Genomic DNA, 25,152 nt, shown 5'->3' on the forward strand with positions numbered 1-25,152 from the left:
CCCCCCCCCCCCCCCCCCCCCCCCCCGTTTTTTTTTCAAGCAGACGACGGCATACGAGCTTACTACGCGTCTCGTGGGCTCGGAGATGTGTATAAGAGACAGGCGTTCGGTGGGGGATGAGAAAGGCCGCCAGGCGGGGGGTGTCCTGGAGGGGCGGCGGACGGCGCGGTTTGAAAGGCCAGGCGCGGACCGCGCTGGGGATCCCCGATCGTGATCTCCAGACCATCGCGGATTTCGAGGGTCGGCACCCGGGATCCGTTGGCGAAGATGCCGCGGCGGCTCAGGTCGATGGCCACCCAGTGAGTCCCCGTGAACCGCAGGATCACATCCACGCGGGGCGCCGACGGCGGTTGTGGGGGATTGCCGAGACGCTCCAGCGGGATGTCACAACCCGGGCCATAGCCCACGATCACGTCGCGGCCCGGGCTGAAGACATACCTCGTCGGTCCGGCCCATACGGTCAGCGAAGCCGGAAGGGCCGAAGCCTCAGTCGGCATGGCCGCCACCTTTCGTCACCGGTCAGCTCGATTGGTCTCGCCGTCAGGACTGTCCCGCCCTCGGGCGCCCGGTCGCCGTGCTCGGTTAAGTGTCCACCCCTGCCCGAGCTCTCCACCAGCGTCCACCGTTCACAGCGTGTTGCGGCGGCCGCCCAGGGAGGTGGCAAGCGAGGCGTTGTCGAGCAGCCTGCGCAACACGTCGACCGCTTCCATCAGTACTTGACGGTCCGAGGAGGCGAGCAGCGCCAATTGCGGCTCAATCGCGGCGGCGCGGTCGGCCCGAACCGCGTTGAGCGTGCGCCTGCCGTCGGCGGTGATCCGGATTCGGACCGCACGCGCGTCGCCGGGGTCGACCATCCGCGTGACCAGGCCCGCCTCCTCGAGCCGGCGCACCTGCGTGGTCATCGTGGGTTGCGAACAATGATCGACGGCGGCCAGGTCACCGATTCGGGCTTCGCCGTGAGCTTCGATGGTGGCCAGCAACCTGGCCTGCGCTGCAGGCAACGGCATCTGGATGCGTTGGGTGGCCAGGCGGTTGAGCCGGGCTACCACCGCGAGCAGATCGGCCCCCAGTCCCTGCGCTCCCTCGAGCTTTGCGGTATCGACGACGTTGTCCATCTATCCATGGTTGCATAGCTTTGCTAAGCGAGACCAAAATGACGACGCGTGCCGCGCAAAAGCCATCTTCGTCGGACACTCCTGCTCTCGACTGGCAGAATCGCCCAAGTGACCTTGCTGCGTTTTCGGCGATCTGGGGAAGGGTCGCTGCGGCCGAACGAGTTGGCACAGGCCGCGGTAATGGGAGCCCTCTGTGCGGCGATCGAGATCCTCGCCGCGGTAATCCCGTTCGCTCAAGGGCTGGGGGTGCTGGGCACGGTACCCATGGGATTACTGGCCTACCGCTATCGTCCCCGAGCGCTGATGGCGGCGACGGTAGCTGGTGGGATAATCGCGTTTTTGATCGCCGGACTGGGCAGTCTGTTCATGCTCATCGATTGCGCCTGGGTCGGCGGATTGTGCGGAATCGTCAAACGCAAAGGCCGCGGCTTACCGACGGTTGCGCTGTTGTCGTTGATCGCGGGTGTTCTGTGGGGCGCCGGGTGGGTCGCGGTCCTGGCGGTGCTGAGCCGGCTGCGGCGCTTGTTCTTCGACGTCATCACCGCCAACGCGAACGGGGTCGCGGCATTTCTGAATTGGGTACACCTGCATGGTGTTGGCGTTGGACTGAAGCGGTACGTCGCCGACGGGATACAGCACTGGCCGCTGCTGATTTTCCCGTACATGGTCCTGTTGGTCGTCATCGTTTCGTTCATCAGCTGGTCGGCGCTGTCTCGCCTCTTGGAACGGATGCGCAAGGTCCCTGACGTCCACAAGCTCGACACCTCCGACGATGCCCAGACTCGAGGCACGCCGGTTGGGCCGGTGCCGGTGCGGTTGGACAAGGTGCGATTCCGCTACCCCGGCGCCGAGCGAGACGCGCTGCGCGAGGTCACTCTCGACGTTCATGCCGGCGAACACATCGCGGTCACCGGCGCCAACGGTTCGGGGAAGACCACGTTGATGCTGATCCTGGCCGGCCGATCACCGACGGCAGGCAGCGTCGACCGCCCGGGAAGTGTGGGACTCGGTCAGGTGGGGGGCACCGCGATTGTGTTGCAGCACCCCAAAAGTCAAGTCCTGGGTACCAGGGTCGCCGACGATGTGGTCTGGGGTTTGCCCCCGGACGCCGATATCGACGTAGGTCGATTGCTGCGCGAGGTCGGCCTGGAAGGACTTGCCGAACGTGACACCGGAAGTTTGTCCGGCGGGGAACTGCAGCGCCTCGCACTCGCGGCCGCGCTGGCGCGGGATCCCGCGCTGCTCATCGCCGACGAGGTCACCACCATGGTCGACCAGCAGGGCCGAGATGCCTTGCTGGGCGTGCTGTCTGGCCTTGCAAAACGGCACCAGACGGCGTTGGTGCACATCACCCATTACGACAACGAGGCCGCATCCGCCGACCGCATCATCGAACTCAGTGACTCGCCGGACAACACCGTGACGGCCGAGACCGCGACCGCGCCGGCGAGGGCCGCCGGCATCAGTCGCGACTCGAGCACTCCGGTGCTGGAACTCATCGATGTCGGTCACGAATACGCCAGCGGCACACCGTGGTCCAAGGTCGCCCTGCGCGATGTCAGCTTCGTGGTGGAGCAGGGCGACGGGGTGTTGATCCACGGCGGCAACGGCTCGGGTAAATCGACGCTCGCGTGGATCATGGCCGGCCTGACGATCCCGACCAGCGGCACCTGCCTGATCGATGGCGAGCCCACCCACGAACACGTGGGCGAGGTCGCGCTGTCGTTCCAGTCTGCCCGCCTGCAGTTGATGCGCGATCATGTCGACGCCGAAGTCGCATCCGCAGCGGGTTTTTCGCAGCTCGACGAGGACCGCGTGGCCGAGGCGCTGATCTCGGTGGGGCTGGACCCGGCGATGGGCAAGCGACGCATCGACCAACTTAGTGGCGGCCAGATGCGCCGTGTGGTGCTGGCCGGACTGCTGGCGCGTTCCCCACGGGCGTTGGTCCTTGACGAGCCGCTGGCAGGATTGGATGTCGCCAGTCAGCGCGGCCTGCTGCGGCTGCTGGAGAACCTGCGCAGGGAACGAGGTCTGACGGTGGTGGTGATCTCCCACGACATCGTCGGACTGGAGGACCTCTGCCCGCGAACCCTGTTCCTGCGTGGCGGAATACTGGAAACGGCGTCTACCGCGGCGGGGGGTATGCCGTGACCGCACCCGCGGACACCAACCCGGCACCGAACCGCTCCCGGCGAACTCACCGCCCGGTGGTGCTGTTGGTGCCGGTTCCGGGCACCTCGAAGATCCACGAATTGTGGGCCGGCACCAAACTGTTGGTGGTGCTGGGCGTTTCGATACTGTTGACCTTCTACCCAGGCTGGGCGACCGTCGGACTGATGTTGGTCTTGCTGATCACTGCGGCGCGGCTCGCCCACATTCCCCGCGGCGCGTTGCCCTCGCCGCGGCGTTGGATATGGATCGCCCTGGCCGTGGGGGCTATAACTGCCGCGCTCGGCGCCGGTAGTCCGGTCATCGAGATAGCCGGGGTGCACATCGGGCTGGGCGGAACACTGCACTTCGTGCGGGTCACCGCGTTGTCGATCGTGTTGATCGGCCTGGGCGCGATGCTGTCGTGGACCACCAACGTCGCCGAAATGGGGCCGGCGCTGGCGACTTTGGGCCGACCGTTGCGGTGGCTGCGGATCCCAAGCGACGAGTGGGCCGTCGCCCTGGCGCTCGCGTTACGGGCCTTCCCGATGTTGATCGAAGAATTTCAAGTGCTCTACGCCGCCCGGCGACTGCGCCCCAACCAGGAACCGCGCAGCCGCAGGGCCCGCAGGCGGCAGCAGGCCCGGGACATGATCGACCTACTCACGGCGGCAATCGTTGTGACGTTGCGACGCGCGGACGAGATGGGCGACGCGATCACCGCCCGAGGCGGCATCGGCCAGCTGGCGGCCGCACCGGCCCGGCCGAAACTGGCGGACTGGGTGGCGCTCGGCGTTACCACGGCCGCCGGGGCCATTGGAGTGGTCATCGACTCGATACTGCAATTCCATTAGGCAATCAGTTGTTTCGCTGCGTGAGCAGATGACCGATATCCAGCGCACCCGCACCATCGCGGCTGCCGTCGACGACATCTGGAATGTCCTGGCGGACTTCGGCTCAATCAGCAAGTGAGCCGCTAACGGCCGGCGGGCACCTGTGGAAGCTGGTCCGCACCTTCGACGATCCGGGCACCTGGACCGAACCGGGAGTGCGTCACCTGGCGGCCAACGGGCTGGGGGGAGAGGCCTACCGAACGTCTCCGCTCGACGATCAGTGGGAGCTGTACGATCTGACGGCCGACCCGATCGAAGCGACGAACCGTTGGACGGATCCGCAATTGCACGAGCTGCGACAGCATTTGCGGACCCAACTCAAACGCCTCCGGACCCAATCCGTTCCCGAGCGAAATCATCCGTGGCCGTACGCATCTCGTCGCTCCAACGCAGTACGTTCGCGGCGGTCTCGGCTGGCGCGGCTGATTCGCCGGCGCTGACTGCAGACACCTACCGCTACGGCCGCATCCGGTCGATGAGGTTGGACAACACGACGATGCTTTCGCTGCGTTCGACGTCTGCGCTGGACCGGATTCGCTCCAATGCCGCCTCCAGATGCCGCATGTCGCGCGCCAGGACGTGCAGGATCGCATCGGGGGCACCGGTCACCGTCGCGGCGCTGACCACCTCGGGGATATCGACCCAGGCCGCCTGCAGCTTGTCGGGCGCGATCCTGCCGTGACAGAACACCTGGACATAAGCCTCGGTGTTCCAGCCCAGTGCATTGCGGTCGATGACGGTGGTGAAGCTTTTGATGACACCGCTGTCCAGCATCCGGTCGACGCGACGCTTCACCGCCGGGGCCGACAGATTCACTTTCTCGCCGATTTCGGCGAAGGTGGCTCGCGCATGTTCGGTCAGCTCGGTGAGGATGCGCTCGTCGGTCTCGTCCAAGCGGTCCATGGCGACCCCCTACCCGGCTAGAAACAATAAATCGTTGATAGCGAGATCCTAACGCAATAAATCGAGTATGAACGCGCAATGATAGTCATTTGATTGTTCCAGGCGCCTCAAATATCGTTGATTTATGACGGAGCAACAGGTGGCAGCGCCTCTGGCTGCAGAGCGATCAGCCCCTGGGCCCGTCGCGCTCGGCCGCATGCCGAGTGTGCGCCGGTATGCGATGACACCGCCGGCCTTCTTCGCCATCGAGTACGCGATCAACCCCTGGATGGACCTCGCCACGCCCGTCGATGTTGGCCTCGCACAAGCACAGTGGGACAACTTGCATCAGACCTATCTACGGCTGGGGCATCAGGTGGAGGTGATCGAGCCCATCGCCGGGCTTCCGGACATGGTCTACGCCGCCAACGGCGGGTTCATCGCGCAAGATGTCGCGATCGTCGCGAGGTTTCGGTTCGCCGAGCGAGCCGGCGAATCGCGCGCCTACGCAAAGTGGATGTCGTCGCTCGGCTACCGGCCCGTGTTCACCCGCCACGTCAACGAGGGGCAAGGCGACCTGCTGAAGGTGGGCGACATCGTGTTGGCCGGCTGGGGGTTTCGCACCGACCGCCGCGCGCATTCGGAAATCTCCGCGGCGCTGCGGGCGCCGGTCGTCTCGCTGGAGCTGGTGGACCCCCGCTTCTACCATCTCGATACCGCCTTGGCTGTTCTCGACGACCACACGATCGCGTTCTATCCGCCGGCATTCAGCGCCGCGGCCCAACAGCAACTGGGTGCGCTGTTCCCAGACGCCATCGTGGCCGGCACGGCCGACGCTTATGTGCTGGGTCTCAACGTCGTCTCTGACGGTCTGCACGTTGTGCTTCCATCCGCAGCAACAGGTTTCGCTGCACAACTGCGTCGAGCCGGCTTCGAACCGATTGGCCTCGACTTGTCCGAGGTGCTCAAGGGCGGCGGTTCCGTCAAGTGCTGCACATTGGAGGTATTCCCATGACGATTCTCGACGCGCAAACGTCGCAGAAGGTCACCGCCAACCGAATCGAGACCGCGATCAGGTTGGTAGAAAAGCGTGCGGCGCATAACTATTCGCCGCTTCCTGTGGTCGCCGCAAGGGCCGAGGGCGCGTGGATCACCGATGTCGATGGTCGACGCTACCTGGATTGCCTGTCCGCCTATTCCGCGATGAACTTCGGTCACCGCAATCCCGAGATCACCGCGACGGCGCATGCGCAACTCGACGCAGTTACGTTGGTTAGCCGGGCATTTCATTCCGACAAGCTCGGGCCCTTCTGCGCAGCTCTTGCCTACCTATGCGACAAGGACATGGTGCTGCCGATGAATTCGGGCGCCGAAGCCGTGGAGAGCGGTCTGAAGGTCGCCCGCAAGTGGGGCGCCGATGTCAAGGGTGTTCCCGAGGGGCAGGCGAACATCATCGTGGCCGACGACAACTTCCACGGCCGCACGATCAGCATTGTCAGCTTCTCGTCGGATCCCACCGCGCGGGATGGATTTGGGCCTTTCACACCGGGATTCCGGTCGGTGCCGTTCGGTGACGCCGACGCCCTGGCGCAGGCGATCGATGACAACACCGTCGCGGTGCTGCTGGAGCCGATCCAGGGAGAGGCCGGCATCATCGTCCCGCCCGACGACTATCTACCGGCCGTCCGTGCGCTGTGCAGCGAGCACAACGTGCTGATGATCGCCGACGAGATCCAGTCGGGCCTGGCGCGCACCGGCTACACGTTCGCCTGCGACCGGTGGCGGGTGGTCCCCGACGTGTACCTGCTCGGTAAGGCGCTGGGCGGCGGAGTGGTTCCGCTGTCGGCGGTGGTGGCCGACCGCGACATCCTGGGCGTACTGCATCCCGGCCAGCATGGCTCCACCTTCGGCGGCAACCCACTGGCCGCCGCGATCGGCACCACCGTGGTGTCGATGCTGGCGCGCGGCGAATTCCAGGCTCGGGCGACTGCGCTGGGCGCGCACCTGCATCGGCGGCTTCGAGGGCTGATCGGCGCCGGTGTATTGGAGGTACGCGGCCTTGGGTTGTGGGCCGGCGTCGATATCGACCCGTCTCTGGGCGCCGGTAAACAGATGAGCTTGCGGCTGGCTGAGCGCGGTGTACTGGTGAAAGACACCCACGGCTCGACGTTGCGTTTCTCTCCACCTCTGGTGGTCACCGCCCAGGAGATCGACTGGGCGGTTGGCCAGCTTGCTGCGGTATTAGGGGAGGCTGCTTCATAATCAGCTGACCCGGCCACAGGAGGCGCACTTGCCAACCACGTCGATCAGCCTGAAAGAGCAGATGCTGCGGCGACGCCCGGTGGTGGGTGCCCACGTCGCACACGGTGCCGCCGACCATCTCAAGCGCGGTATCGGCACTTTTCAGCTGACGATGTTCGGGGTCGGCTCGACAGTCGGCACCGGCATCTTCTTCGTCATGTCGCAGGCCGTCCCCGAAGCCGGCCCGGGAGTGATCGTCTCCTTCCTCCTCGCTGGCATCGCCGCCGGTCTCGCCGCCGTCTGCTACGCCGAATTGGCCTCGGCGGTACCGGTTTCGGGGTCGTCGTATTCCTATGCGTACACCACGCTCGGTGAGGTCGTGGCCGTGTGTGTCGCGGCCTGCCTGCTATTGGAATACGGGGTGGCGACCGCGGCGGTCGCCGTCAACTGGAGCGGCTACCTGAACAAGCTGCTGAGCAACGTCGTGGGATTTCGACTGCCGCAAGCGTTGTCGGCGGCGCCGTGGGATGCGCAACCCGGTTATCTGAACGTGCCGGCGGTCGTGCTGATCGTGATGTGCGCGTTGTTGCTCGTCCGCGGCGCCAGCGAATCGGCCAAGGTCAACGCGGTCATGGTGATGATCAAACTCGGCGTGCTCGTCGTCTTCGCGGTCGTCGCCTTCACGGCGTTCGACGTGAGCCGTCTTCATGACTTTGCGCCATTCGGAGTTGCGGGTATCGGTTCGGCCGCCGGCACCATCTTCTTCTCCTACATCGGCCTCGACGCCGTGTCCACCGCGGGCGATGAGGTGAAGAACCCACAGAAGACGATGCCGAGCGCTTTGATCGGCGCGCTGCTGACCGTCACCGGCGTCTACGTCTTGGTCGCAGTGGCCGCGCTGGGCACCCAGCCCTGGCAGAACTTCGCCGGCCAGCAGGAAGCCGGGCTGGCCACGATTCTCGACAACGTCACCCACGGCGGCTGGGCCAGCACGATTCTGGCTGCCGGAGCGGTCATTTCGATCTTCAGCGTCACCCTGGTCACCATGTACGGCCTGACCCGCATCCTGTTCGCCATGGGTCGTGACGGGCTGCTGCCCGCGAGATTCGCGACCGTGAACGCGCGCACCATGACCCCGGTGCACAATACGGTGATCGTCGCCATCGCGGCCTCGACCCTGGCCGCCTTCATCCCGCTGCAAAAGCTTGCCGACATGGTGTCGATCGGCACACTCACCGCGTTCGTCGTCGTATCCGTCGGGGTGATCGTCTTACGGGTGCGCGAGCCCGACCTGCCGCGGGGATTCAAGGTCCCGGGTTATCCCGTCACGCCGATCCTTTCGGTGGCGGCCTGCGGGTACATCCTCGCCAGCCTGCACTGGTATACCTGGATCGCGTTCACCGGATGGGTGTTACTGGCGTTGATATTTTATTTCGTCTGGGGTCGCCACCACAGCGCGCTCAACGACGAAACGGTCGAACCGTCACTGGGCGATGCCCGGTGACGAGGCCTCACTGGCGCGCTGCGGCGGTGTTGGCCGCCGCCTGAGCCCGCTGCAACATCGTTGCGACATCACCGCGGCCCAAGAACATTTCGTCGAAGTACGGCTGCAGCGCGGCATTGCCGGCGGCAAATCCCGCACCGCCGGGGGCCGCGATGCGCGGACCGTTCAGCACGGCGAAGAAGGGCGTGACGTCGATACCCTTGCTGGCCCAGTACTGGAAGTACACGAGTTGGGCCGATGACACCGCGGGGATGGCCGCGCCGTAGCGGCCCAGATATTCATTGCCCTGCTTGCCGCCCATCCAGGCCAGCACCTGGCGCACCGCGTCGGGATGCTTCGTCGCCGCATTGCCCGCCGCGGCAATGCCGTTGGTGACGCTGACCCGGCCCGACGGGCCGGCGGGCATCATCGCCACACCCCAGTGGAAGCGGGCGTCGCGGGCTACCGGCGCCAGGTTGTAGGTACCGGACTGGAACAGCGCCATCCTGCCGGCCAGGAATTGGTTGCGGGAGAAGTCGCCGTTGTCGTTGGTGTCGGCGGCGGGCGGCGCGACGTGGTCGCGGTTGATCAGGTCGACCAGGTACCGAAAGGCCGTCACGGCCGCGGGGTTGTCGAACGCGAACGTGTCGCCGCGCTGGAACACGCCGCCGGCCGAGCCGATGTAGTTCAGGTAGATGCCTTGGGGGTCATTGGCCGCGTTGTATGCCCACTGGCGCACCCGTCCAGCATCGAAACGTGGTGTGTCTCCGCGATTTCCGTCGGCGTCGACCGTGAGCCGGCCCAGCAGGGGATGCAATGTGTCGCCGCCGTCTGGGCTCCACCGCAAGGTGCTCAGCTGGGCGGGATCGACGCCGGCCGCGGCGAGAAGGTCCGCGTTGTAGTACAAGGCGATTCCCGCATCGGTCAGCTGCGGCACGCCCCACAAGACGCCGTTGCGGGTGAACTGCTCGACGACTGGCTGCTCCCAATCCGCGGCGGCCTTGCGCCCAAGCGCTTCACCGATGTTCAGTAGCCGGCCGCTGTCGGCATACGCGGCGAGGTAGGCATTGGACAACCAGAAGATGTCGTCGGCGCTGCCGCCGGCCACGTCGGTGCGCAGGGTGTTGAAGTAGGTCGAATACGCCACCAGGTTCAGGTGCACGTCGATGTCTGGATGGGCGCGGGTGAAGGCCGCAAACGATTCCCGATAGGCCGCGCCGATCTGATCGCCCCAGACCCGCACGGTGACGACGGTCTTGCCGCCGTGGGGCTGGCCGGAGTAATCCAGCAACACCGCCGCCGCGGCCAGCAGCACCGCGACCAACGCAACCGCTCCCGCGACCACGGTGGAAAAGCGGGGCCGGGTCATTTGAGTCCCGAGACGACGATGGACGCGACGATGTGGCGCTGAAAGACCACGAACAGCGCGATCAGGGGCGCGATCGCGACCGTGGTCGCCGCCATCACCAACGTCCATTGGGAATTGAACCGCGACTGCAGATCGGCGGTCGCGACGGTGAGCACCCGCCATTTGTGCCCGCTGGTGATCACCAACGGCCACATGAAGTTATTCCACTGCGAGACCACCGTGATCAACGCCAGCGCGGCCAGAACCGGGCGACTGGACGGGATCACCACGTGCACGATCACGTCCAACGTGTTGGCCCCGTCCAGGCGGGCGGCGTTGATCAAGTCGTTCGGGATGATCCGAAAGTGCTCACGCAGCAAGAAGATCGCGTACGGCGAGCCGAACATGAACGGCAGCACCAACGCCCAGAACGTGTTGCGCAGACCGAGCTGGGCCATCATGAGGTACATCGGCACCACCGTGACCGTCCCCGGCACCATCAACGTGGCGATGTAGATCCAGAACAACGCGTCACGCCCGGGGAACTGCAGGCGCGCGAAGGCGTATCCGGCCAGCACGGAGAAGGTCAACTGGCCCACCAGGATTACCGCCGTCACCAAGGCGGTCACCGCCGCCGCGCGGCCGAACCCGGCTCCGGCCAGATCGGCGAAATTGGACAGCGTGGGTGGTCGGGGCAGCTGCAGCGGGGTGCCCGTGACGAATTGGTGCGCCGAGGTGAAGGACGTCATCAATCCAAGTGCGAACGGCGCCAGCGTGATCAACGCGCCCAGCGACAGCCCGGCGTAGATCACCACATTGGTGGGGCGACTAGGTGAGGTCATAGCTGATCCGTCGCCGGAAGTACAGGTGCTGAACCAGGGTGACGCCGATCAGGATGACGAACAGCACCACCGCCATGACCGACGCCCGGCCGATGGCCGCCGAACCGAAGGCCTCGGCGTAGATGCGATGGGCCACCAGGTCGGTGCTGCCGGCCGGCCCGCCGCCCGTGAGTGCGTACACCATGTCGAAAACCTGTGCGGTGCTGACGATCCCGGTCACCAGCACAAAGAAGGTCGTCGGGCGCAGCATGGGCACGGTGATGCGCCAGAACCGCTGCCACGCGGTGGCGCCGTCCGTGCGTGCGGCGGCGTGGATGTCGTCGGGAATGGCCAGCAGGCCGGCCAGGAAGGTCAACGAGACATATCCGACGTTGGTCCACACCACCACCGCCGAAACGAGCGGCAACGCAAAGCTGGGATCCGACAGCCACCCGATGCTGTGTCCCAGCACCGTGCTCACAGCGCCGTCGGTGGGCGCCAGGATCCAGCGCCACAGCACCGCGATGGCCAGCGGAGCGCAAATCCAGGGCAGCACATACAGGGTGCGAAACAGGCCGGTGCCGGGAAGCTGGCGGGCCAGCATGGTCGCGGCCAGCAATCCCAGCGCGGTCTGCGCCGGCACCACGATCGCCACGAAGATGAGGGTGACGATCAGGGAGTTGCCGAACCCGGCGTCGGTCAGCACCGACCGCCAGTTGGACAGGCCGACAAAATGCAGTGGGCCGAGCAGATCCCATCGGCACAGGCTCAGCCAGAGCACCACCAGGATGGGCAGCAGCAGAAAGGCGAGCAGGCCGAACAGGCTGGGCGCCAGCAGCGCGTAGCCCAGCGCGGTGGATCGAGGTTGTTTGTTCAGCACCGCGCTGGCCATGGGGTAATTAAAGCGGGCGCCGCCGGGGTTTGGGGTGACCGGCCGTTACGGTGGAACGGTGACACCGAACCGGGGGATCGATGCCGCCTTCCTGGACCTGCCGCGCCACGGCCTGGCCGACGCCGCGCTCTCGGCGGCCAAAACGGCCGGGGCGACGCACGCCGACCTGCGGGTTCATCGCATCGTCACCGAAATCATCCAGCTGCGCGACGGGGAACTGGAGACCGCGGTGATCAATCGTGAGATTGGGCTGGCGGTGCGGGTGATCGTCGACGGCACCTGGGGATTCGCCTCGCATGCGGAGTTGGTGCCGTCGGTGGCCGCCGAGACCGCGCGGCGCGCGGTGCACGTGGCCACCACGTTGGCGACGCTGAGCAGCGAGCGCGTCGAGTTGGCGCCCGAGCCCGTCTACGCGGACGCGGACTGGGTGTCGAACTACCGGATCGACCCGTTCGACATTTGGACGACCGACAAGATCGCCGTGCTGGAGGACTACTCCGGGCGGCTGCTGAGTGCCGACGGCATCAATCACGTGTCGGCCGTGCTGACGGCCGTCAAGGAACAGACGTTCTACGCCGACAGCTTCGGATCCTCGATCACCCAGCAGCGGGTGCGGGTGCTGCCGTCGCTGGAAGCGGTGACAGTCGATCCCGCGGCCGGCAGCTTCGATTCCATGCGCACGCTGGCCCCGCCGATGGGTCGGGGCTGGGAGGTCTTGGCCGGCGACGAGGTGTGGAATTGGACCGACGAGCTGGCGCAGCTGCCGTCGCTGCTGGCCGAGAAGGTCAAGGCGCCCACCGTTGTTCCGGGGCCCAAGGACCTTGTGATCGATCCGACCAACCTGTGGCTGACGATTCACGAATCCATTGGGCACGCAACGGAATACGACCGCGCGATCGGCTACGAGGCCGCCTACGCCGGGACGTCGTTCGCCACCCCGGACAAGCTGGGCACCATGCGGTATGGATCGCCGGTGATGAACGTGACCGCCGACCGCACCGCCGAATTCGGCTTGGCCACCATCGGTTACGACGACGAAGGCGTGGCCGCGCAAAGCTGGGACTTGGTGCGCGACGGAATCTTCACCGGCTACCAGCTCGACCGGGTGTTCGCGCAGCGACTGGGGCAGCCACGCTCCAACGGATGCTCGTATGCTGACTCGCCGCATCATGTGCCGATCCAGCGGATGGCCAACGTGTCGTTGCAGCCGGCGGCCGACGACATCAGCACCGACGACTTGATCGGCCGGGTGGAGGACGGCATCTACATCGTCGGCGACAAGTCATGGTCAATCGACATGCAGCGGTACAACTTCCAGTTCACCGGCCAGCGATTCTTCCAGATCCGTGATGGACGCCTGGACGGTCAGTTGCGCGACGTCGCCTATCAGGCCACCACGACCGACTTCTGGAATTCGATGGAAGCCGTGGGAGGCCCGTCGACGTGGCGCATGGGTGGGGCGTTCAACTGCGGCAAGGCTCAGCCCGGGCAGATCGCGGCGGTGAGCCATGGCAGCCCGTCGGCGTTGTTCCGCGGCGTCAACGTGCTCAACACCCGCTCCGAGGGCGACCGATGATCCGCGCCGGCGACGATGCAGAGCGTAGCGATGCGCAGGAGCGGCGCCGATGATCCGCGCCGGCGACGATGCAGAGCGTAGCGATGGTGAGGAGCGGCGCCGATGATCACTGCGCAGCATGTCGTCAACCTCGTGCTCGATGAGGCGGCCAAGCTCGGCGGTGCCGACGAAACCATGGTGCTGGTCACCGACAAGGTAGAGGCGACCCTGCGTTGGGCGGGCAATTCGATGACCACCAACGGGGTTTCGGTGAGCCGCAGCGTGACGGTGGTCTCGGTGGTGCGTCGCGGGTCCAGCGCCCGTATCGGCACGGTGGTGTCCGGCGAGGCCGACCCGCGGGTGCTCCCGGGTCTGGTGGCGGCGTCACAGGAGGCGGCCGCCGCGGCGCCCGAGGCCGGCGATGCCGCACCGCTGCTCGGTGATACCGGGGTGCCCGTCGATTGGGATGCGCCGGTGCCCGGCACCGGCCCGCTGGTCTTCTCCGACGTCGCGGACTCGTTGAGCCGCGGCTTCCGCGGCGAGGACCGGCTGTATGGCTTTGCCCACCATAGTGTTTCGACGACGTTCTTGGCGTCGTCGACCGGATTGCGGCGACGTTTCACCCAGCCCACCGGTGCGGTGGAGATCAACGCCAAACGCGGCGAGGCGAGCGCCTGGGCGGGCATCGGGACACCCGACTTCGTCGATGTGCCAACGGATTCGCTGCTCGAGCAGCTGTCGACGAGGCTGGGCTGGGCGCAGCGCAGCGTCGCATTGCCGGCAGGACGCTACGAGACGATCATGCCGCCGTCGACGGTGGCAGACATGATGATTTACATGGCGTGGTCGATGGCCGGCCGCGGCGCCCAGGAGGGCCGGACAGCGTTTTCCGCGCCCGGCGGCGGAACCCGGGTGGGGGAGCGGCTCACCGACTTGCCGCTGACGCTGTTCTCCGATCCCATGGCGCCCGGCCTCGCCTGCACGCCGTTCGTCGCGGTGAGCAGTTCCTCGGAGACGGTGTCGGTGTTCGACAACGGCATGGCGATCAACCAGGTGGACTGGATCCGCGACGGGGTGATCAACGCGTTGGCCTACCCGCGGGCCACGGCCGCCAAATACGATGCCGACGTCGCGGTGGCCGCCGACAATTTGGTGATGACCGGAGGAAGCGCCAGTCAGGACGACATGATCGCGGCCACCGAACGCGGCCTGCTTCTCACCACGTTGTGGTACATCCGCGTCGTCGACCCCACCACACTGTTGTTCACCGGGCTGACCCGCGATGGTGTCTACCTCATCGAGGACGGCCAGGTGAGCGCGGCGGTCAACAACTTCCGGTTCAACGAGAGTCCGTTGGGCCTGCTGCGACGGGCCACCGAGGCCGGCGTCAGCGAAAAGACCCTGCCGCGCGAATGGGGAGATTGGGCCACCCGCGCCGCGATGCCGTCGCTGCGCATACCCGACTTCCACATGTCTTCGGTGAGCCAGGCCCAGTAATTCGTTGCCGCCCGCCACCGCGCGTTCTAGCGTGTGACGAATGGCGGCTCCGGTTTCGGTTCGAGAAGACCAGCTCACGCGGTTGGTGTCGTTATCCCCCGGCGACGGTCGCATTGCGGCGCTGGTTCGTCGGGTGTGCGCGCAGACGATGTCGCTGCCACCGTTGCCCGCGAGCATTGAGGTGGGCGAGCCGGAATCGGAAGCCGAGACCGCCGTCGCCGAATTCGCCGAACAATTCAGCGCCGACGTCTCGTCGATTACCGCCGAGCAGCGGTCGCGGTTGTGGAAGCAACTCGGGGACGCCACCTTTGACGTCGTCGTGCAGATGTACATCGCCGACTTCATCCCGCGGGTGCGGGCCGGGCTCGAAGCGCTCGAGGTCGGTGCGCAGTACCTGGGCTGGGTGGACGGTCCGATTGCGTGGGATCACACCACCGACCCGTCGGATCCGGTGTTCAACGACTTTTTAATCGCGGTGGCGCGAATGCGCGCGCTCGACCCCGTCACGTCCGAACTGGTGCGGCTGCGTGGCGCGGCTCAGCACAATTGCCGGTTGTGCAGCTCGCTACGCGAGGGGGGCGCTCTCGATGCCGGCGGTTCGGAAACGTTGTACGAGGAGGTTGAGCGCTTCGAATCGTCGACTTTGCTCGACGACCGCGCTAAAGCAGCGCTCCGCTACGCCGATGCGTTAATTTGGACCCCTGCGCACCTCGTCGCCGACGATGTCGCCGAGGTGCGCTCCCGGTTCTCCGAGGCGGAGGCCGTCGAGCTCACCTTTGACATCATGCGAAATGCGAGCAATAAAGTCGCCGTGTCATTGGGCGCCGATGCGCCGCGCGTCGAGAACGGTACCGAACGGTACCTGCTCGACGCCGATGGCCAGACCGTATTTAGCTGACGTTTGCGGGTGCGCGCCCGGTGGCACCGAGCCGTGCTGCTCGACGGGGCAGCCGCCTCCTGGCCCTGGGCCGAGGGCACGAAATGTTAACCATTCGTACACTGGCCCGCAAGCGTACGTTTCCGCTGTGCGGGGGGGTCGTTCGCTACTTTTAGCCCGTTCGCCGACACTGATACGACACCGAGAAGTGACGGTAACGAGACGGCAGCGTGGCCCGAGGCGGATGGCCATGGATCGTGCGTCATTGGCCCGCGGTCCGGATGGCTTTCCGTGTCAGTTGTTTGCAGGATTTCTAGCTTGGGTTGCGTCGGAAGCGAGTGCGTTTCCCGCGCAGAGGGAGGTTCGGAAATGACAAGCACCGGTACACGCTCGCGCCTACGAGTGTCATCGGTCTGTGCCGGCGTCGCGCTGGGTGCCTCGATGCTGGGCGGCGCCGTGCTGTCAGCTCCACTCGCCTCGGCTACCTGCAGTTTGAGTGCGGCCGACGATCAGTACATCAAGCTGCTCGCGCAGAACAAGATGGTCCACAACGCCGATTACAGCGATTGCCATGAGGCCGCCGAGGGGCGTTGGTTCGCCGACCAGGTCCGGGCCAACCCCAATCCGTTCGGCGAGGGTCAGGAGCTGGTCAACATGATCACCAGCACCACGCCGTTGAGCCAGGCTCAGGCCGAGTGGGAGGTCGAGTCGGCGATCTATGTTTACGCGCCGGACATGATCCCGAAGATCAAGGATCAGGCCGCGAAAGCAAGCTGGCCGTCCGAGTCCTAGGCAGGCGAGCGCCGCTGCGGCGCAACGGGTTTCGTGTATTTCAAACGTAAGCGGCCGTGAGGGCTTAGCCCTCCGGCCGTTTACGATTTGGTTGGTCCAGCTAACTCCAAAGCTACGGCAACGGGATCCTTGGTCGGTGGCTTCGGTAGGCGCGCCGCGTCGCTCGCACTGGGCTCGCACCGTTACCGCTTTAGATCCGAATAGTTTCTCGCACAGTAATTTTAGGTAATTGCTGTTCACCCGTTGTTTGCGTGAATCGTCGTTTGCCGGGCTGATCGCCGGTGGTACCCGGTCTGTGTCACGGACGGGAAGGTAGCAAATTCCACGATAAGGGGGTCCGGAGGAGTGACAACGACACGATCGCGCGTGCAGGTGCTGACGGTGGGGGCCGCCGGCATTGCGCTGGGGGCTGCCATGTTCGGTGGTGCTGTGGCGTCAGCGCCACAAGCCTCGGCCTCGTGCAGCATGAGTCCCGCCGACGATCAGTACATCAAACTGCTGGCGCAGAACAAGATGGTGCACAACGCCGATTTCAACGACTGCAGCGAAGCCGCCGAGGGGCGTTGGTTCGCCGATCAGGTTCGGGCCAACCCCAATCCGTACGGAGAGGGCCAGGAGCTGATCAACATGATCACCCGCACCACGCCGATGAATCAGGCCCAGGCCGAATGGGAGGTCGAGTCGGCGATTTACGTCTACGCGCCCGACATGATTCCCAAGATCAAGAATCAAGCCGGCCAGCCGGGACCGGCTCCCGCCTAATCGCGAGGACGTAGAGGTGTTTTGCCGGTGGGCGCCGCCGAAACGGGGCGCCCACCGAGCGTGTCATTCCCCGTAGAGGCGGTGGCGCCGCCCGACGGACACTGACTTCGGTCTTCGGCTACGGTTTCCTACGGAACTACCCCGTCGGGGGCGGTAGCTCAGTTGGTTAGAGCCGCGGACTCATAATCCGTTGGTCGCGGGTTCGAGCCCCGCCCGCCCCACTTAAAACTCCTATCTTGTGGCTCGGGTGGTGGTTGCAGCACCCCCGCTGACCTCAAGCGAGTTGCGAGCACTATCGGTCAATAGCGTTGTGAGGTGCGTGATCTGCGTGCGTAGCTCGTCGATTTGCGCGGCGGTCGCGGCCTGCGTTGTGGTGTCTTCCTCCGCGACGCGATGGACGATCCAAGCCGCCACCGTCGCTGTGATCATGCCGATGAGACTGATACCGCCGATCATGAGCAACACCGCAACCAGCCGACCCTGTGTGGTCACCGGATAGAAATCCCCGTATCCGACGGTGGTGATCGTGGTGATCGACCACCAGACTGCGTCGCCAAAATTTCTGATGTGGGCGCTTGGGTCGGAACGTTCGGCTTGAAGAACGGCGAGCGACGCTGCATAGACGAGGAGCACGGCGGTGGTACCGGTGTAGATGACGATGCGCCCGCGTACGGCATCGCCGAACGCTTTTTGCAGGGCCGCGACGATGAGGACCAATCTCAGCAAGCGAAGTGGCCGTAGGAATGGAACGGCGACTATCACGAAGTCCAATATGTGCCGGACGAACCACCGCGATCGTTGGCGGGCCAGCATGAGCCGGATCAAATAGTCGACGGTAAACCCCACCCAAAGCGCCCACAACATCACGTCCAGCGCGCGCAAGGTAAGCCCACCAGGATGAGCCAGCACCTTCACGGAGTAGGTGACCAGGAAAAGGACGGCGACACAGGCGAGCGGCCATTCTGTGCGATGTTCCCAGCGTTCGAGCGTCGATTGTGAACTCATAACGACTTGCCCAAACCTCTCTGTTTCGAGCGTTCGTGGTTGGTGACGTTGCCCGATTCGCCGAAGGGAGCGTATGCCGCCTGCCGAGCTGATCAGAGCCGCTTTGGAAAATTTTTGGGCCGTTCGGCTGATGCGCTGACTGCGAGGCGACATTGCTACCCGAGACACAAACATTTAAGCCAGCGCCGCGACCCTCTGCGCAGTACTCTTATGTGCCAGCATCTCCGTGAAGGAGAGGGATCGTGGGATCTCAGGAAGTCGTCGGTAGTCGGCCGGATCGGCTCCCTTTGGTCGCGCGGGCTTCCGCGGTACCCGCAACGATCCTCGAACTCGGCAGTCGCTATCCGGGGGCCGCGGTGCTGTTCGCGGCGCCGTTGACGGTCGCCGGCATCTGGGGGATGGTCACGCGCCCATCCGTGGCGCTGCCGCTGGCGCTGCTGGCCGGCGTGGCTTTGATATTGATTGATTTCTTGGCCGGCCCGTACAGAGTGGCTGAAAAGGCGCGGGCCGCGGCCGGCGCCAAGAAGCCGAACCGCCAGGCGCTCGTCAACCAACCCAGGACGCAGTCCAAGCAGCAGCCGCCGCGTCTGACGGTGGAAGCCGACGCGGCGGCACACGCAGAAGCCGCCGCCGCCCAGGCCCTGGCCGCCGAAGCCGAAGTGCTGGCCGCCGAGGCGCGAGGGCGGGCAGACGCGGCCGCAGCCGAAGCCCTGGCCGCGGAAGCGGAAGCTCTGGCCGCGGAAGCCGAAGCGCTGGCCGCCGAGGCGCGGGCAAAGGAAGAAGCCACCGCGGCCGAAGCGTTGGCCGCCGAACCCGAAGCGGTGGCCGCCGAAGCGCGGGCCCAGGCAGAGGCCGCCGCAGCGGAAGCGCTCGCTGTGGAGGCGCGGGCGCGGGAGCGGGCGCGTGCAGAGGCCGCGGCCGCCGAAGCTCTGGCCGCCGAGGCGCGCAAGCGGGCAGAAGCCGCCGAAGCCCAGGCCCTGGCCGCCGAAGCCCGGAAACAGGCCAAGGCCGCCGAAGCCCAAGCCCTGGCCGCCGAAGCGCGGAAGCGGGCAAAAGCCGCCGAACCCGAAGCTTTGGCTGCCGAGGCGCGGGCGCACGCAGAGGCCGCCGAGACCGAAGCCCTAATCGCCGAGGCCCGGGCGCGGGAGCGGGCGCGCGCAAAAGCCGCCGAAGCCGAAGCCTTGGCCATCGAGGCGCGCAAACGGGCAGAAGCCGCCGAAGCGCAAGCGACGGCCGCCGCATCGCGGAAGCGGGCAGAAGCCGCCGAAACCGAGGCGCTTGCCGCCGATGCTCGGAAGCGCGCAAAAGCCGCCGAAGCCGAAGCCCTGGTCGCGGAGTCGCGGGCGCGCGCAGAAGCTGCCGAGACCCAAGCGCTGGTCGCCGAGGCGCGGGCGCGGGAGCGGGCGCGCGCCGAAGCCGCGGAAGCCGAGGCCCTGGCCGCCGAGTCGCGGGCGCGCGCGGAAGCCGCCGAAACCCGCGCTCGGGCCGCCGAGATCTGGGCGGGAGCAGAAGCCGCCGAAGCCCAAGCTCGGGCCGCCGAGGCGCGGGCGCGGGCAATCTGGCTGCGGCTTGAGGCTGAAGCCAAAACCAGACGGCCGCCGCACGGGAACAGGCCGTAGCCGGTCTCTTTCAGACCGACGAGCGTCAGCCCACTGCGAAAAATCACGTCGAATTTCGCAGTGGCCTTACGCTCGGGAACACCGGGAACGAATGCGCGCAGGCGTTCGCGCACGTCGACGTGTGGAAAATCAGCACCTGGGTATCCCAGCGGGCGTATGACTACAGCACGGACACAACCGGATCAGCGTGAAATCGACGGCGTCCGGGGGATCGTCGACGCCGTTTCCCAGGCCTTTGCAGCCAAGATCGTCGGGCAACGCGACCTACGGGAGTCGCTGCTGATCGGCCTGCTCGCGGGCGGTCACATCCTGCTCGAAAGCGTGCCCGGCCTGGCCAAGACGACCGCGGCCAAGGTGCTCGCCGAGTCGATTCACGGCCGTTTCCAACGCATCCAGTGCACGCCCGACCTGCTGCCCAGCGACATCATCGGCACCCAGATCTACGATTCGGCGACCAACTCGTTCGTCACCCAACTGGGTCCGGTGCACGCCAACATCGTGCTGCTCGACGAGATCAACCGGTCCAGTGCCAAGACCCAGAGCGCGATGCTCGAGGCGATGGAGGAGCGGCAGACCACGATCGCGGGGCAGGTGTACCCCCTTGCCGATCCGTTTTTGGTCATCGCCACCCAGAATCCCGTCGACCAGGAAGGCACCTATCCGCTGTCCGAGGCGCAGACCGACCGCTTCCTGCTCAAGGAGATCGTGCGCTATCCCTCGCCGGAGGAGGAGGTGGAAGTGATGGCGCGGATCGACGCCGGCATCTACGACAGGGGTCAACCGACCGCGCCGGTGGTCAGCCGCGACGACGTGCTGCGCGTGCAGGAGGTGGTTCGCCACGTCCACATGGATCGCGCGCTGATGCTCTACGCCAGCCAGCTGGTCGACGTCACCCGTCACCCCGAGCGGGCCTTGCCCAAGCAGATCGCACGCCTGATCGAGTACGGCGCCAGCCCACGCGCCACGATCGCGTTCTGCAAGGCGGCCCGGGCGCAGGCGGTGTTAACGGGTCGGGCGCACGTGCTGCCGGAGGACATCGCGAAGCTCGCGCACCGGGTGCTGCGACACCGGCTCATCCTCGGATTCGAAGCGGCCAGCGCCGATATCACCCCCGAGGTCGTGGTCGACGCCGCGTTGCGGGCCGTCAGGGTCCCCTAAGGTGCCAGACGGTCGTCTTGGGTAAGCACCTCAACCGGGCCAAGGCGCACTTCGGCACCGACACCCGCGGTCTGCTCGAAGGTGGCCGCTACGCGCTATTGCATACGCGCAGCATGGAATTCGACGATCTGCGTCCGTATGTTCCTGGCGACGACGTGCGCGACATCGATTGGAAGGCCTCCGCGCGGTCGGGCGGCGTGCTCATCAAGCGGTTCGTCTCCGAAAAGCATCACAAGATCCTGCTCGTCGCCGATGCCGGTCGCAACATGTCGGCGCTCGCCCCGAGCGGAGAGTACAAACGCGACGTCGCGGCGCACGTCATGGGTGCTGTGGGCTTGATCGGCCTACGGCGATCCGATCAGATCGGGATGGTCTACGGTGACCGCCGCGGCTGTGTGAACATCCCGCAGCAGCGCGGCGAGTCGCACATCGAGGGACTTCTGCACCGCTGGTACCAACACACGTCGACCGGGCCCGGCCGCAGCGATGTCACCGCCCAACTCGACTACGTCGCAACCCATTACCGGCACACCATGCTCATCATTGTGGTGTCCGACGAGCCCGACCTGGACGAGCATGGGGCCGACCGGCTCAGCGAAGTGCTCACCAAACTGGGCGGGCGCCACGACATCATGTGGGCGATGGTGTCGGACATGCCCGCGGTGGGTCCCGACAACGCCGACGGGTACGACGTCGCCACCGGTCGTTTCGTCCTGAATGGTGCCGACCTCGGCCCGCGGGTCGTCGCCGCATATCGCCGGGCCGAACAGACCCGCCGCCACCGCCTCGACGCGTTCCTGACCGCCCACGCGATTCCGCACGCGATTATCCCCGGCAGCAACGATATTCGACGCGAACTCGTGCGCCTGACCGAGGTGGCCGCTCGTGCCGGATGATCTGCTGCACCATGTATTCGGCCCGCAACCGTACTCGTCGTGGTGGCTGTGGTTGGCCCTGCTGCTGATGGTCGCCGTCATCGCTTGGTATGCAGGTGTTTTCGTGTGGACGCTGCCGTCGCAACGCTTGCGGCGCATCCCCGTCGTGCGGCGAATGCACGCCTGGCTGATCCGCAATCGGTTCGCCCGCTGCGTGCAGAACATCGCCGACGAGCACGATGCCGGTCAGATATCGGCTCCGGCGGCGTGTGCGGCGATCAGCCGGACGGTGCGGAGCTTCCTGCATCAAATGACCGGCGAGCGTGCCCAGTACCTGCAGCTCGCCGTTGTGGCCGAGGGGAACCTGGCCGCTGCCGCGCCGCTGCTGACCCAGCTCGGTGACGGGCAATTCAACGCCGAGACGCAAATCGATGTCGACGACGTGAGCGCCCGGGCGCAGGAGTTGATCCTCTCGTGGACCTGAAGTGGTGGCCGATAGCGGCCACCGGATCGGCCGGCTTCGTCGCAGTCGTGGCGTTGGCGGCGTTGCTACCGATGACCGCGGCTCGCCGGCGCCTGCGCCCGTTGGCCAACGTGGCCCGGCTGACCCGGTTGCCCGAGTACGCGAAAGTGGCCCGGCTGCGCTCGCTGTCAACAATCGTGACGTTGGTGGTGCTGACGGTCATGTTCGGCGCCGCAACGTGGGCGGCGGCCCGTCCGACCGTGGCCAGCAACGATTTCGACGCCGCTCACCCCGAGGACATCATGCTGTGCGTCGGGCAGCCGGTGACCGATGCGTCGACGGCCGAGCTGCTCGACTACTTCGCGCGCCAGGCCGCCACGTCGCCCCAGACCCAACGCATCGGCCTGACATCGGTCAACCGCCGTCTGGTGCCGCTGACGCGCGACCACCAGTACGCAGCAGCGCGATTCGGCGAGTACGCCGGCGCGCAGACGGCTCAGTCGGCTCAGTCGGCGTCGTTCGCCCCGCCGGTGCCCTACACCGACTACGCCGCAAGTGTGAATGATGTTCTGGCGCTCTGTCTCTCAGGATTCCCCACCGACGAGCAGCGCACCACGCAGCGTCGGTCGATCATCTATCTCGGGCCCTCAGATCTTCGCGCCGCCGATGAGCAGCGTGCCGCGCTGTTCACCGACGGCAGTGTGCGGAACCTGGCCGAGCGGGCCGGGGCCCAAGTCAATGTGATTGACACAACCCCGTCGCCCGCGAGCGGGTCGCTGGTCGCGCTCAGCGATCAGACCGGCGGCCGGCACTTCGCGTCGGGCTCGAAATCGGTGACCACCGCGCTCAACGAGATTCGGGCGCACGCTCCGCCGGCGCGCAGAGCCGACGGCACCGTCGTGACAGCGGACTTCCAGGACGATCCTGTGGTACCCCTGGCGATCGCGCTGCTGTCGGCAGCCCTGCTCTCGGTGGCCCTATTGGTGTTGCGCCGATGACGTTTCAGCCTCTGCTGCCCTGGGCAATCCTCGCGGTCGTCATCGGTGCGCTTGTCCTGGCCCGCGCGGTGGCGCTGTGGCGGGTGCTTGTGTCGAACTCGGATTCTTCGGTTCCTCAGCGGCCCGTTGCTCGGCCCGCATCGTCACCGACGGCGGGGCTTCGTCGTCGCCGCGCGGTGCTGCGCTGGAGTGGCGTGACCCTGGCGGTGCTGCTACTCATCGTGGCCAGCACCCGTCCGGGATTTCGCGACGACGAAAACCACACGGGCACTAAGGCCGTCGCCGGCGAGAATCTGAACGTGTTCCTGATCGTCGATCGTTCGGCCGTCGAGGACTACGGCACCGGCGAGCCGCGGACCGCGGGGATGCGCGACGACATCGCGGCGTTGATCACGCAGTACCCGGCGGCACGATACGCGCTGGTTTCCTTCGCCGAGCGGGCCTCGTTGGATTGGCCGCTGTCCGCCGATGTTTGGAGTCTGCGTCCAACCATCGCGGCTCTCAGCTCCGGCCAAAGCGGTGCCGACATCAACGCCGCAGCAGCGGGATCCGTGTTGCGATACCAGCTAATCCAGGCAACACAGCAATATCCTGGTTCGCGGAACGTGGTGCTGTACTTCGGTTCCGGTGCGCCCGGTTCGCGCACTCCGCAGGGCGACTTCGACCTCACGCGGGGGTCGGTGGGCGGCGGAGCGGTGCTGGGTTACGGCGGCGACGACGCGATCAACGAACCTGAATTGCACCGAATCGCCGGGCAACTCAACGTGCCCTACCTACACCGGGATCCCGGCCAACCTTTCCAACCCCACCTGCCCGAGGCGCCACACCGCGTCGAGGCCACCGACCGGACTGAGCTGTACTGGTTGCCCGCGCTGCTCGCAGCAGGCCTGCTGCTCGCCGAAATCTACCTTTCGGTCCGCGAGTTCCGACGCGGCCGCATCGCACGGCGGGACCTGGCATCGTGACGCGCAGACCGGTGCGGTTGCGGTTGCGGCGACGGCTACTGATCTACTCGGCCCCGCTGACCGTCGTCGCGCTGTTGGTCATCGTCAAACTGGTTTCCGTTGTAGTGGCGGGAAACTCGGCCGTGTCCTCCTTCACCCGCGGCGACGGAAACGCGGTGCGCACCGATGCGGCGGTCCTCGGCGTGGTCAACGTCGTGGAACCGGCGAATGCGCCGTTCGCCGCGGGCGCGGCCGCCGTGCTGGACGGCCGGCTTGAGGATGCCGACGCTCAGTTCTCGGCCGCGCTTGCCCGAACCGATGCCGCACGCTCCTGCCCAGTACGCGTCAACCTCGAACTGGTCCGCGAAACCCAGGGCGACCGGGCCGCCGCGGCAGGCGACCGGGCACGCGCCGACGAACGCTATGTGAGCGCGCTGTCGGTCGTCGACGCCGCGCCCCACGCCTGTTTCTTCGGCAACAGCGACCCCGACCCGCAACGGCGCGCCATCCGCGACGACGCGGCGAACCGGTTGGCAGCCAAGAGGGCTGGACTCAATGTGCCGCCGCCCGCGGTACCACCGCCGCCACCGCCACCGCCCCCGGCGGCGCCACCTCCACCGCCGCCGCCGCTGGTCACTGTCACACCTGACGGCCGGGAGATCCCGCCACGCCGGCTCGACCCGGCCGGCGGCGACCCGCTCGACAAGTTGCAGCAGGTACTGCAGGACGCGGCGGGCGCCGCGCCGCCGGGGGAGTCACCGTAGGGCTCTGTCAGGCTCTTGAC

The 25,152-nt window shown here is 66.3% G+C and carries 23 protein-coding genes, 1 tRNA gene and 2 pseudogenes; 19 read left to right on the plus strand and 7 right to left on the minus strand.

Annotated elements, in window-relative coordinates:
* Window positions 1-110: 110 nt before the first annotated feature.
* Together A5782_RS25300 and A5782_RS09375 are read right to left on the minus strand one after the other, a co-directional pair.
* Window positions 111-497 (minus strand): annotated as a pseudogene (locus tag A5782_RS25300) (FHA domain-containing protein); the annotation flags it as partial.
* Window positions 498-626: 129 nt separating this feature from the next.
* Window positions 627-1,115, minus strand: a complete 489-nt coding sequence (locus A5782_RS09375) for a MarR family winged helix-turn-helix transcriptional regulator (protein WP_067098409.1) — start codon at window positions 1,113-1,115, stop codon at window positions 627-629.
* A gap of 108 nt (window positions 1,116-1,223) precedes the next feature.
* Here A5782_RS09375 and A5782_RS09380 point away from each other — a divergent pair, with 108 nt between their 5' ends.
* The 3 genes and pseudogenes from A5782_RS09380 to A5782_RS09390 form a co-directional block, all read left to right on the plus strand.
* Entirely contained in the window at window positions 1,224-3,266 is a 2,043-nt protein-coding gene (locus tag A5782_RS09380; protein WP_197694176.1) for an ATP-binding cassette domain-containing protein, read from the plus strand.
* A complete protein-coding gene (locus A5782_RS09385) occupies window positions 3,263-4,117 on the plus strand; it encodes an energy-coupling factor transporter transmembrane protein EcfT (RefSeq protein ID WP_067098416.1) in 855 nt (284 codons plus the stop codon). The genes A5782_RS09380 and A5782_RS09385 overlap by 4 nt, the downstream gene beginning before the upstream one ends.
* 131 nt (window positions 4,118-4,248) lie before the next feature.
* Window positions 4,249-4,596: pseudogene (locus A5782_RS09390) on the plus strand (hydrolase); the annotation flags it as partial.
* Between the two features lie 16 nt (window positions 4,597-4,612).
* Here A5782_RS09390 and A5782_RS09395 read toward each other — a convergent pair.
* Window positions 4,613-5,059: an Lrp/AsnC family transcriptional regulator gene (locus tag A5782_RS09395; RefSeq protein WP_067098422.1), complete on the minus strand. Its 447-nt coding sequence runs from the start codon at window positions 5,057-5,059 to the stop codon at window positions 4,613-4,615.
* A gap of 124 nt (window positions 5,060-5,183) precedes the next feature.
* Between A5782_RS09395 and ddaH the strand changes: the two genes are divergently transcribed.
* From ddaH to A5782_RS09410, 3 genes are read left to right on the plus strand one after another with little or no spacing between them, the layout of a single operon-like run.
* The gene (gene ddaH, locus A5782_RS09400) at window positions 5,184-6,053 is read left to right on the plus strand and encodes a dimethylargininase (RefSeq protein WP_067098425.1); all 870 of its coding nucleotides are present in this window, start codon (window positions 5,184-5,186) and stop codon (window positions 6,051-6,053) included.
* A complete protein-coding gene (gene rocD / locus A5782_RS09405) occupies window positions 6,050-7,300 on the plus strand; it encodes an ornithine--oxo-acid transaminase (RefSeq protein ID WP_067098429.1) in 1,251 nt (416 codons plus the stop codon). The genes ddaH and rocD overlap by 4 nt, the downstream gene beginning before the upstream one ends.
* Before the next feature lie 28 nt (window positions 7,301-7,328).
* On the plus strand, window positions 7,329-8,783 hold the full coding sequence (locus A5782_RS09410; protein ID WP_156623867.1) for an amino acid permease: 1,455 nt from the start codon (window positions 7,329-7,331) through the stop codon (window positions 8,781-8,783).
* Between the two features lie 7 nt (window positions 8,784-8,790).
* Here A5782_RS09410 and A5782_RS09415 read toward each other — a convergent pair whose 3' ends face one another.
* From A5782_RS09415 to A5782_RS09425, 3 genes are read right to left on the minus strand one after another with little or no spacing between them, the layout of a single operon-like run.
* The gene (locus A5782_RS09415) at window positions 8,791-10,131 is read right to left on the minus strand and encodes an extracellular solute-binding protein (RefSeq protein ID WP_067098435.1); all 1,341 of its coding nucleotides are present in this window, start codon (window positions 10,129-10,131) and stop codon (window positions 8,791-8,793) included.
* Window positions 10,128-10,952, minus strand: a complete 825-nt coding sequence (locus tag A5782_RS09420; protein ID WP_067098443.1) for a carbohydrate ABC transporter permease — start codon at window positions 10,950-10,952, stop codon at window positions 10,128-10,130. The genes A5782_RS09415 and A5782_RS09420 overlap by 4 nt, the downstream gene beginning before the upstream one ends.
* Entirely contained in the window at window positions 10,939-11,823 is an 885-nt protein-coding gene (locus tag A5782_RS09425) for a carbohydrate ABC transporter permease (protein ID WP_067098445.1), read from the minus strand. The genes A5782_RS09420 and A5782_RS09425 overlap by 14 nt, the downstream gene beginning before the upstream one ends.
* A gap of 58 nt (window positions 11,824-11,881) precedes the next feature.
* Here A5782_RS09425 and A5782_RS09430 point away from each other — a divergent pair, with 58 nt between their 5' ends.
* From A5782_RS09430 to A5782_RS09455, 6 genes are all read left to right on the plus strand, one after another.
* Window positions 11,882-13,399, plus strand: a complete 1,518-nt coding sequence (locus A5782_RS09430; RefSeq protein WP_067098612.1) for a TldD/PmbA family protein — start codon at window positions 11,882-11,884, stop codon at window positions 13,397-13,399.
* Between the two features lie 102 nt (window positions 13,400-13,501).
* A complete protein-coding gene (locus A5782_RS09435) occupies window positions 13,502-14,875 on the plus strand; it encodes a metallopeptidase TldD-related protein (protein WP_067098448.1) in 1,374 nt (457 codons plus the stop codon).
* 40 nt (window positions 14,876-14,915) lie between these two features.
* A complete protein-coding gene (locus tag A5782_RS09440) occupies window positions 14,916-15,773 on the plus strand; it encodes a carboxymuconolactone decarboxylase family protein (RefSeq protein WP_067098451.1) in 858 nt (285 codons plus the stop codon).
* Window positions 15,774-16,121: 348 nt separating this feature from the next.
* On the plus strand, window positions 16,122-16,544 hold the full coding sequence (locus A5782_RS09445; RefSeq protein WP_067098453.1) for a hypothetical protein: 423 nt from the start codon (window positions 16,122-16,124) through the stop codon (window positions 16,542-16,544).
* Window positions 16,545-16,925: 381 nt separating this feature from the next.
* Window positions 16,926-17,306: a DUF732 domain-containing protein gene (locus A5782_RS09450; RefSeq protein ID WP_067098617.1), complete on the plus strand. Its 381-nt coding sequence runs from the start codon at window positions 16,926-16,928 to the stop codon at window positions 17,304-17,306.
* A 147-nt stretch (window positions 17,307-17,453) separates the two neighbouring features.
* Window positions 17,454-17,527: transfer RNA gene (locus tag A5782_RS09455), tRNA-Ile, on the plus strand.
* A 10-nt stretch (window positions 17,528-17,537) separates the two neighbouring features.
* On the opposite strand, the gene A5782_RS09460 is transcribed toward A5782_RS09455, so the two are convergent.
* Window positions 17,538-18,311, minus strand: coding sequence for a potassium channel family protein (locus tag A5782_RS09460; protein WP_067098456.1), 774 nt, complete (start codon window positions 18,309-18,311; stop codon window positions 17,538-17,540).
* Window positions 18,312-18,553: 242 nt separating this feature from the next.
* Here A5782_RS09460 and A5782_RS26075 point away from each other — a divergent pair, with 242 nt between their 5' ends.
* From A5782_RS26075 to A5782_RS09495, 7 genes are all read left to right on the plus strand, one after another.
* Window positions 18,554-19,930: a hypothetical protein gene (locus A5782_RS26075; RefSeq protein ID WP_156623868.1), complete on the plus strand. Its 1,377-nt coding sequence runs from the start codon at window positions 18,554-18,556 to the stop codon at window positions 19,928-19,930.
* 156 nt (window positions 19,931-20,086) lie between these two features.
* On the plus strand, window positions 20,087-21,088 hold the full coding sequence (locus A5782_RS09470) for a MoxR family ATPase (protein WP_067098462.1): 1,002 nt from the start codon (window positions 20,087-20,089) through the stop codon (window positions 21,086-21,088).
* A gap of 17 nt (window positions 21,089-21,105) precedes the next feature.
* Window positions 21,106-21,984, plus strand: coding sequence for a DUF58 domain-containing protein (locus A5782_RS09475; RefSeq protein ID WP_067098465.1), 879 nt, complete (start codon window positions 21,106-21,108; stop codon window positions 21,982-21,984).
* A complete protein-coding gene (locus A5782_RS09480) occupies window positions 21,974-22,447 on the plus strand; it encodes a hypothetical protein (RefSeq protein ID WP_067098468.1) in 474 nt (157 codons plus the stop codon). Before A5782_RS09475 ends, A5782_RS09480 begins: the two co-directional genes overlap by 11 nt.
* The gene (locus tag A5782_RS09485; RefSeq protein ID WP_067098471.1) at window positions 22,438-23,424 is read left to right on the plus strand and encodes a hypothetical protein; all 987 of its coding nucleotides are present in this window, start codon (window positions 22,438-22,440) and stop codon (window positions 23,422-23,424) included. Before A5782_RS09480 ends, A5782_RS09485 begins: the two co-directional genes overlap by 10 nt.
* Complete coding sequence (locus A5782_RS09490) at window positions 23,421-24,389, plus strand: VWA domain-containing protein (protein WP_067098474.1); 969 nt, start codon at window positions 23,421-23,423, stop codon at window positions 24,387-24,389. The genes A5782_RS09485 and A5782_RS09490 overlap by 4 nt, the downstream gene beginning before the upstream one ends.
* On the plus strand, window positions 24,386-25,132 hold the full coding sequence (locus A5782_RS09495) for a hypothetical protein (RefSeq protein ID WP_067098477.1): 747 nt from the start codon (window positions 24,386-24,388) through the stop codon (window positions 25,130-25,132). The genes A5782_RS09490 and A5782_RS09495 overlap by 4 nt, the downstream gene beginning before the upstream one ends.
* The last annotated feature ends 20 nt before the right edge of the window (window positions 25,133-25,152 follow it).

The sequence above is a fragment of the Mycobacterium sp. 852002-40037_SCH5390672 genome (genome assembly GCF_001665875.1).
Lineage (GTDB): Bacteria > Actinomycetota > Actinomycetes > Mycobacteriales > Mycobacteriaceae > Mycobacterium.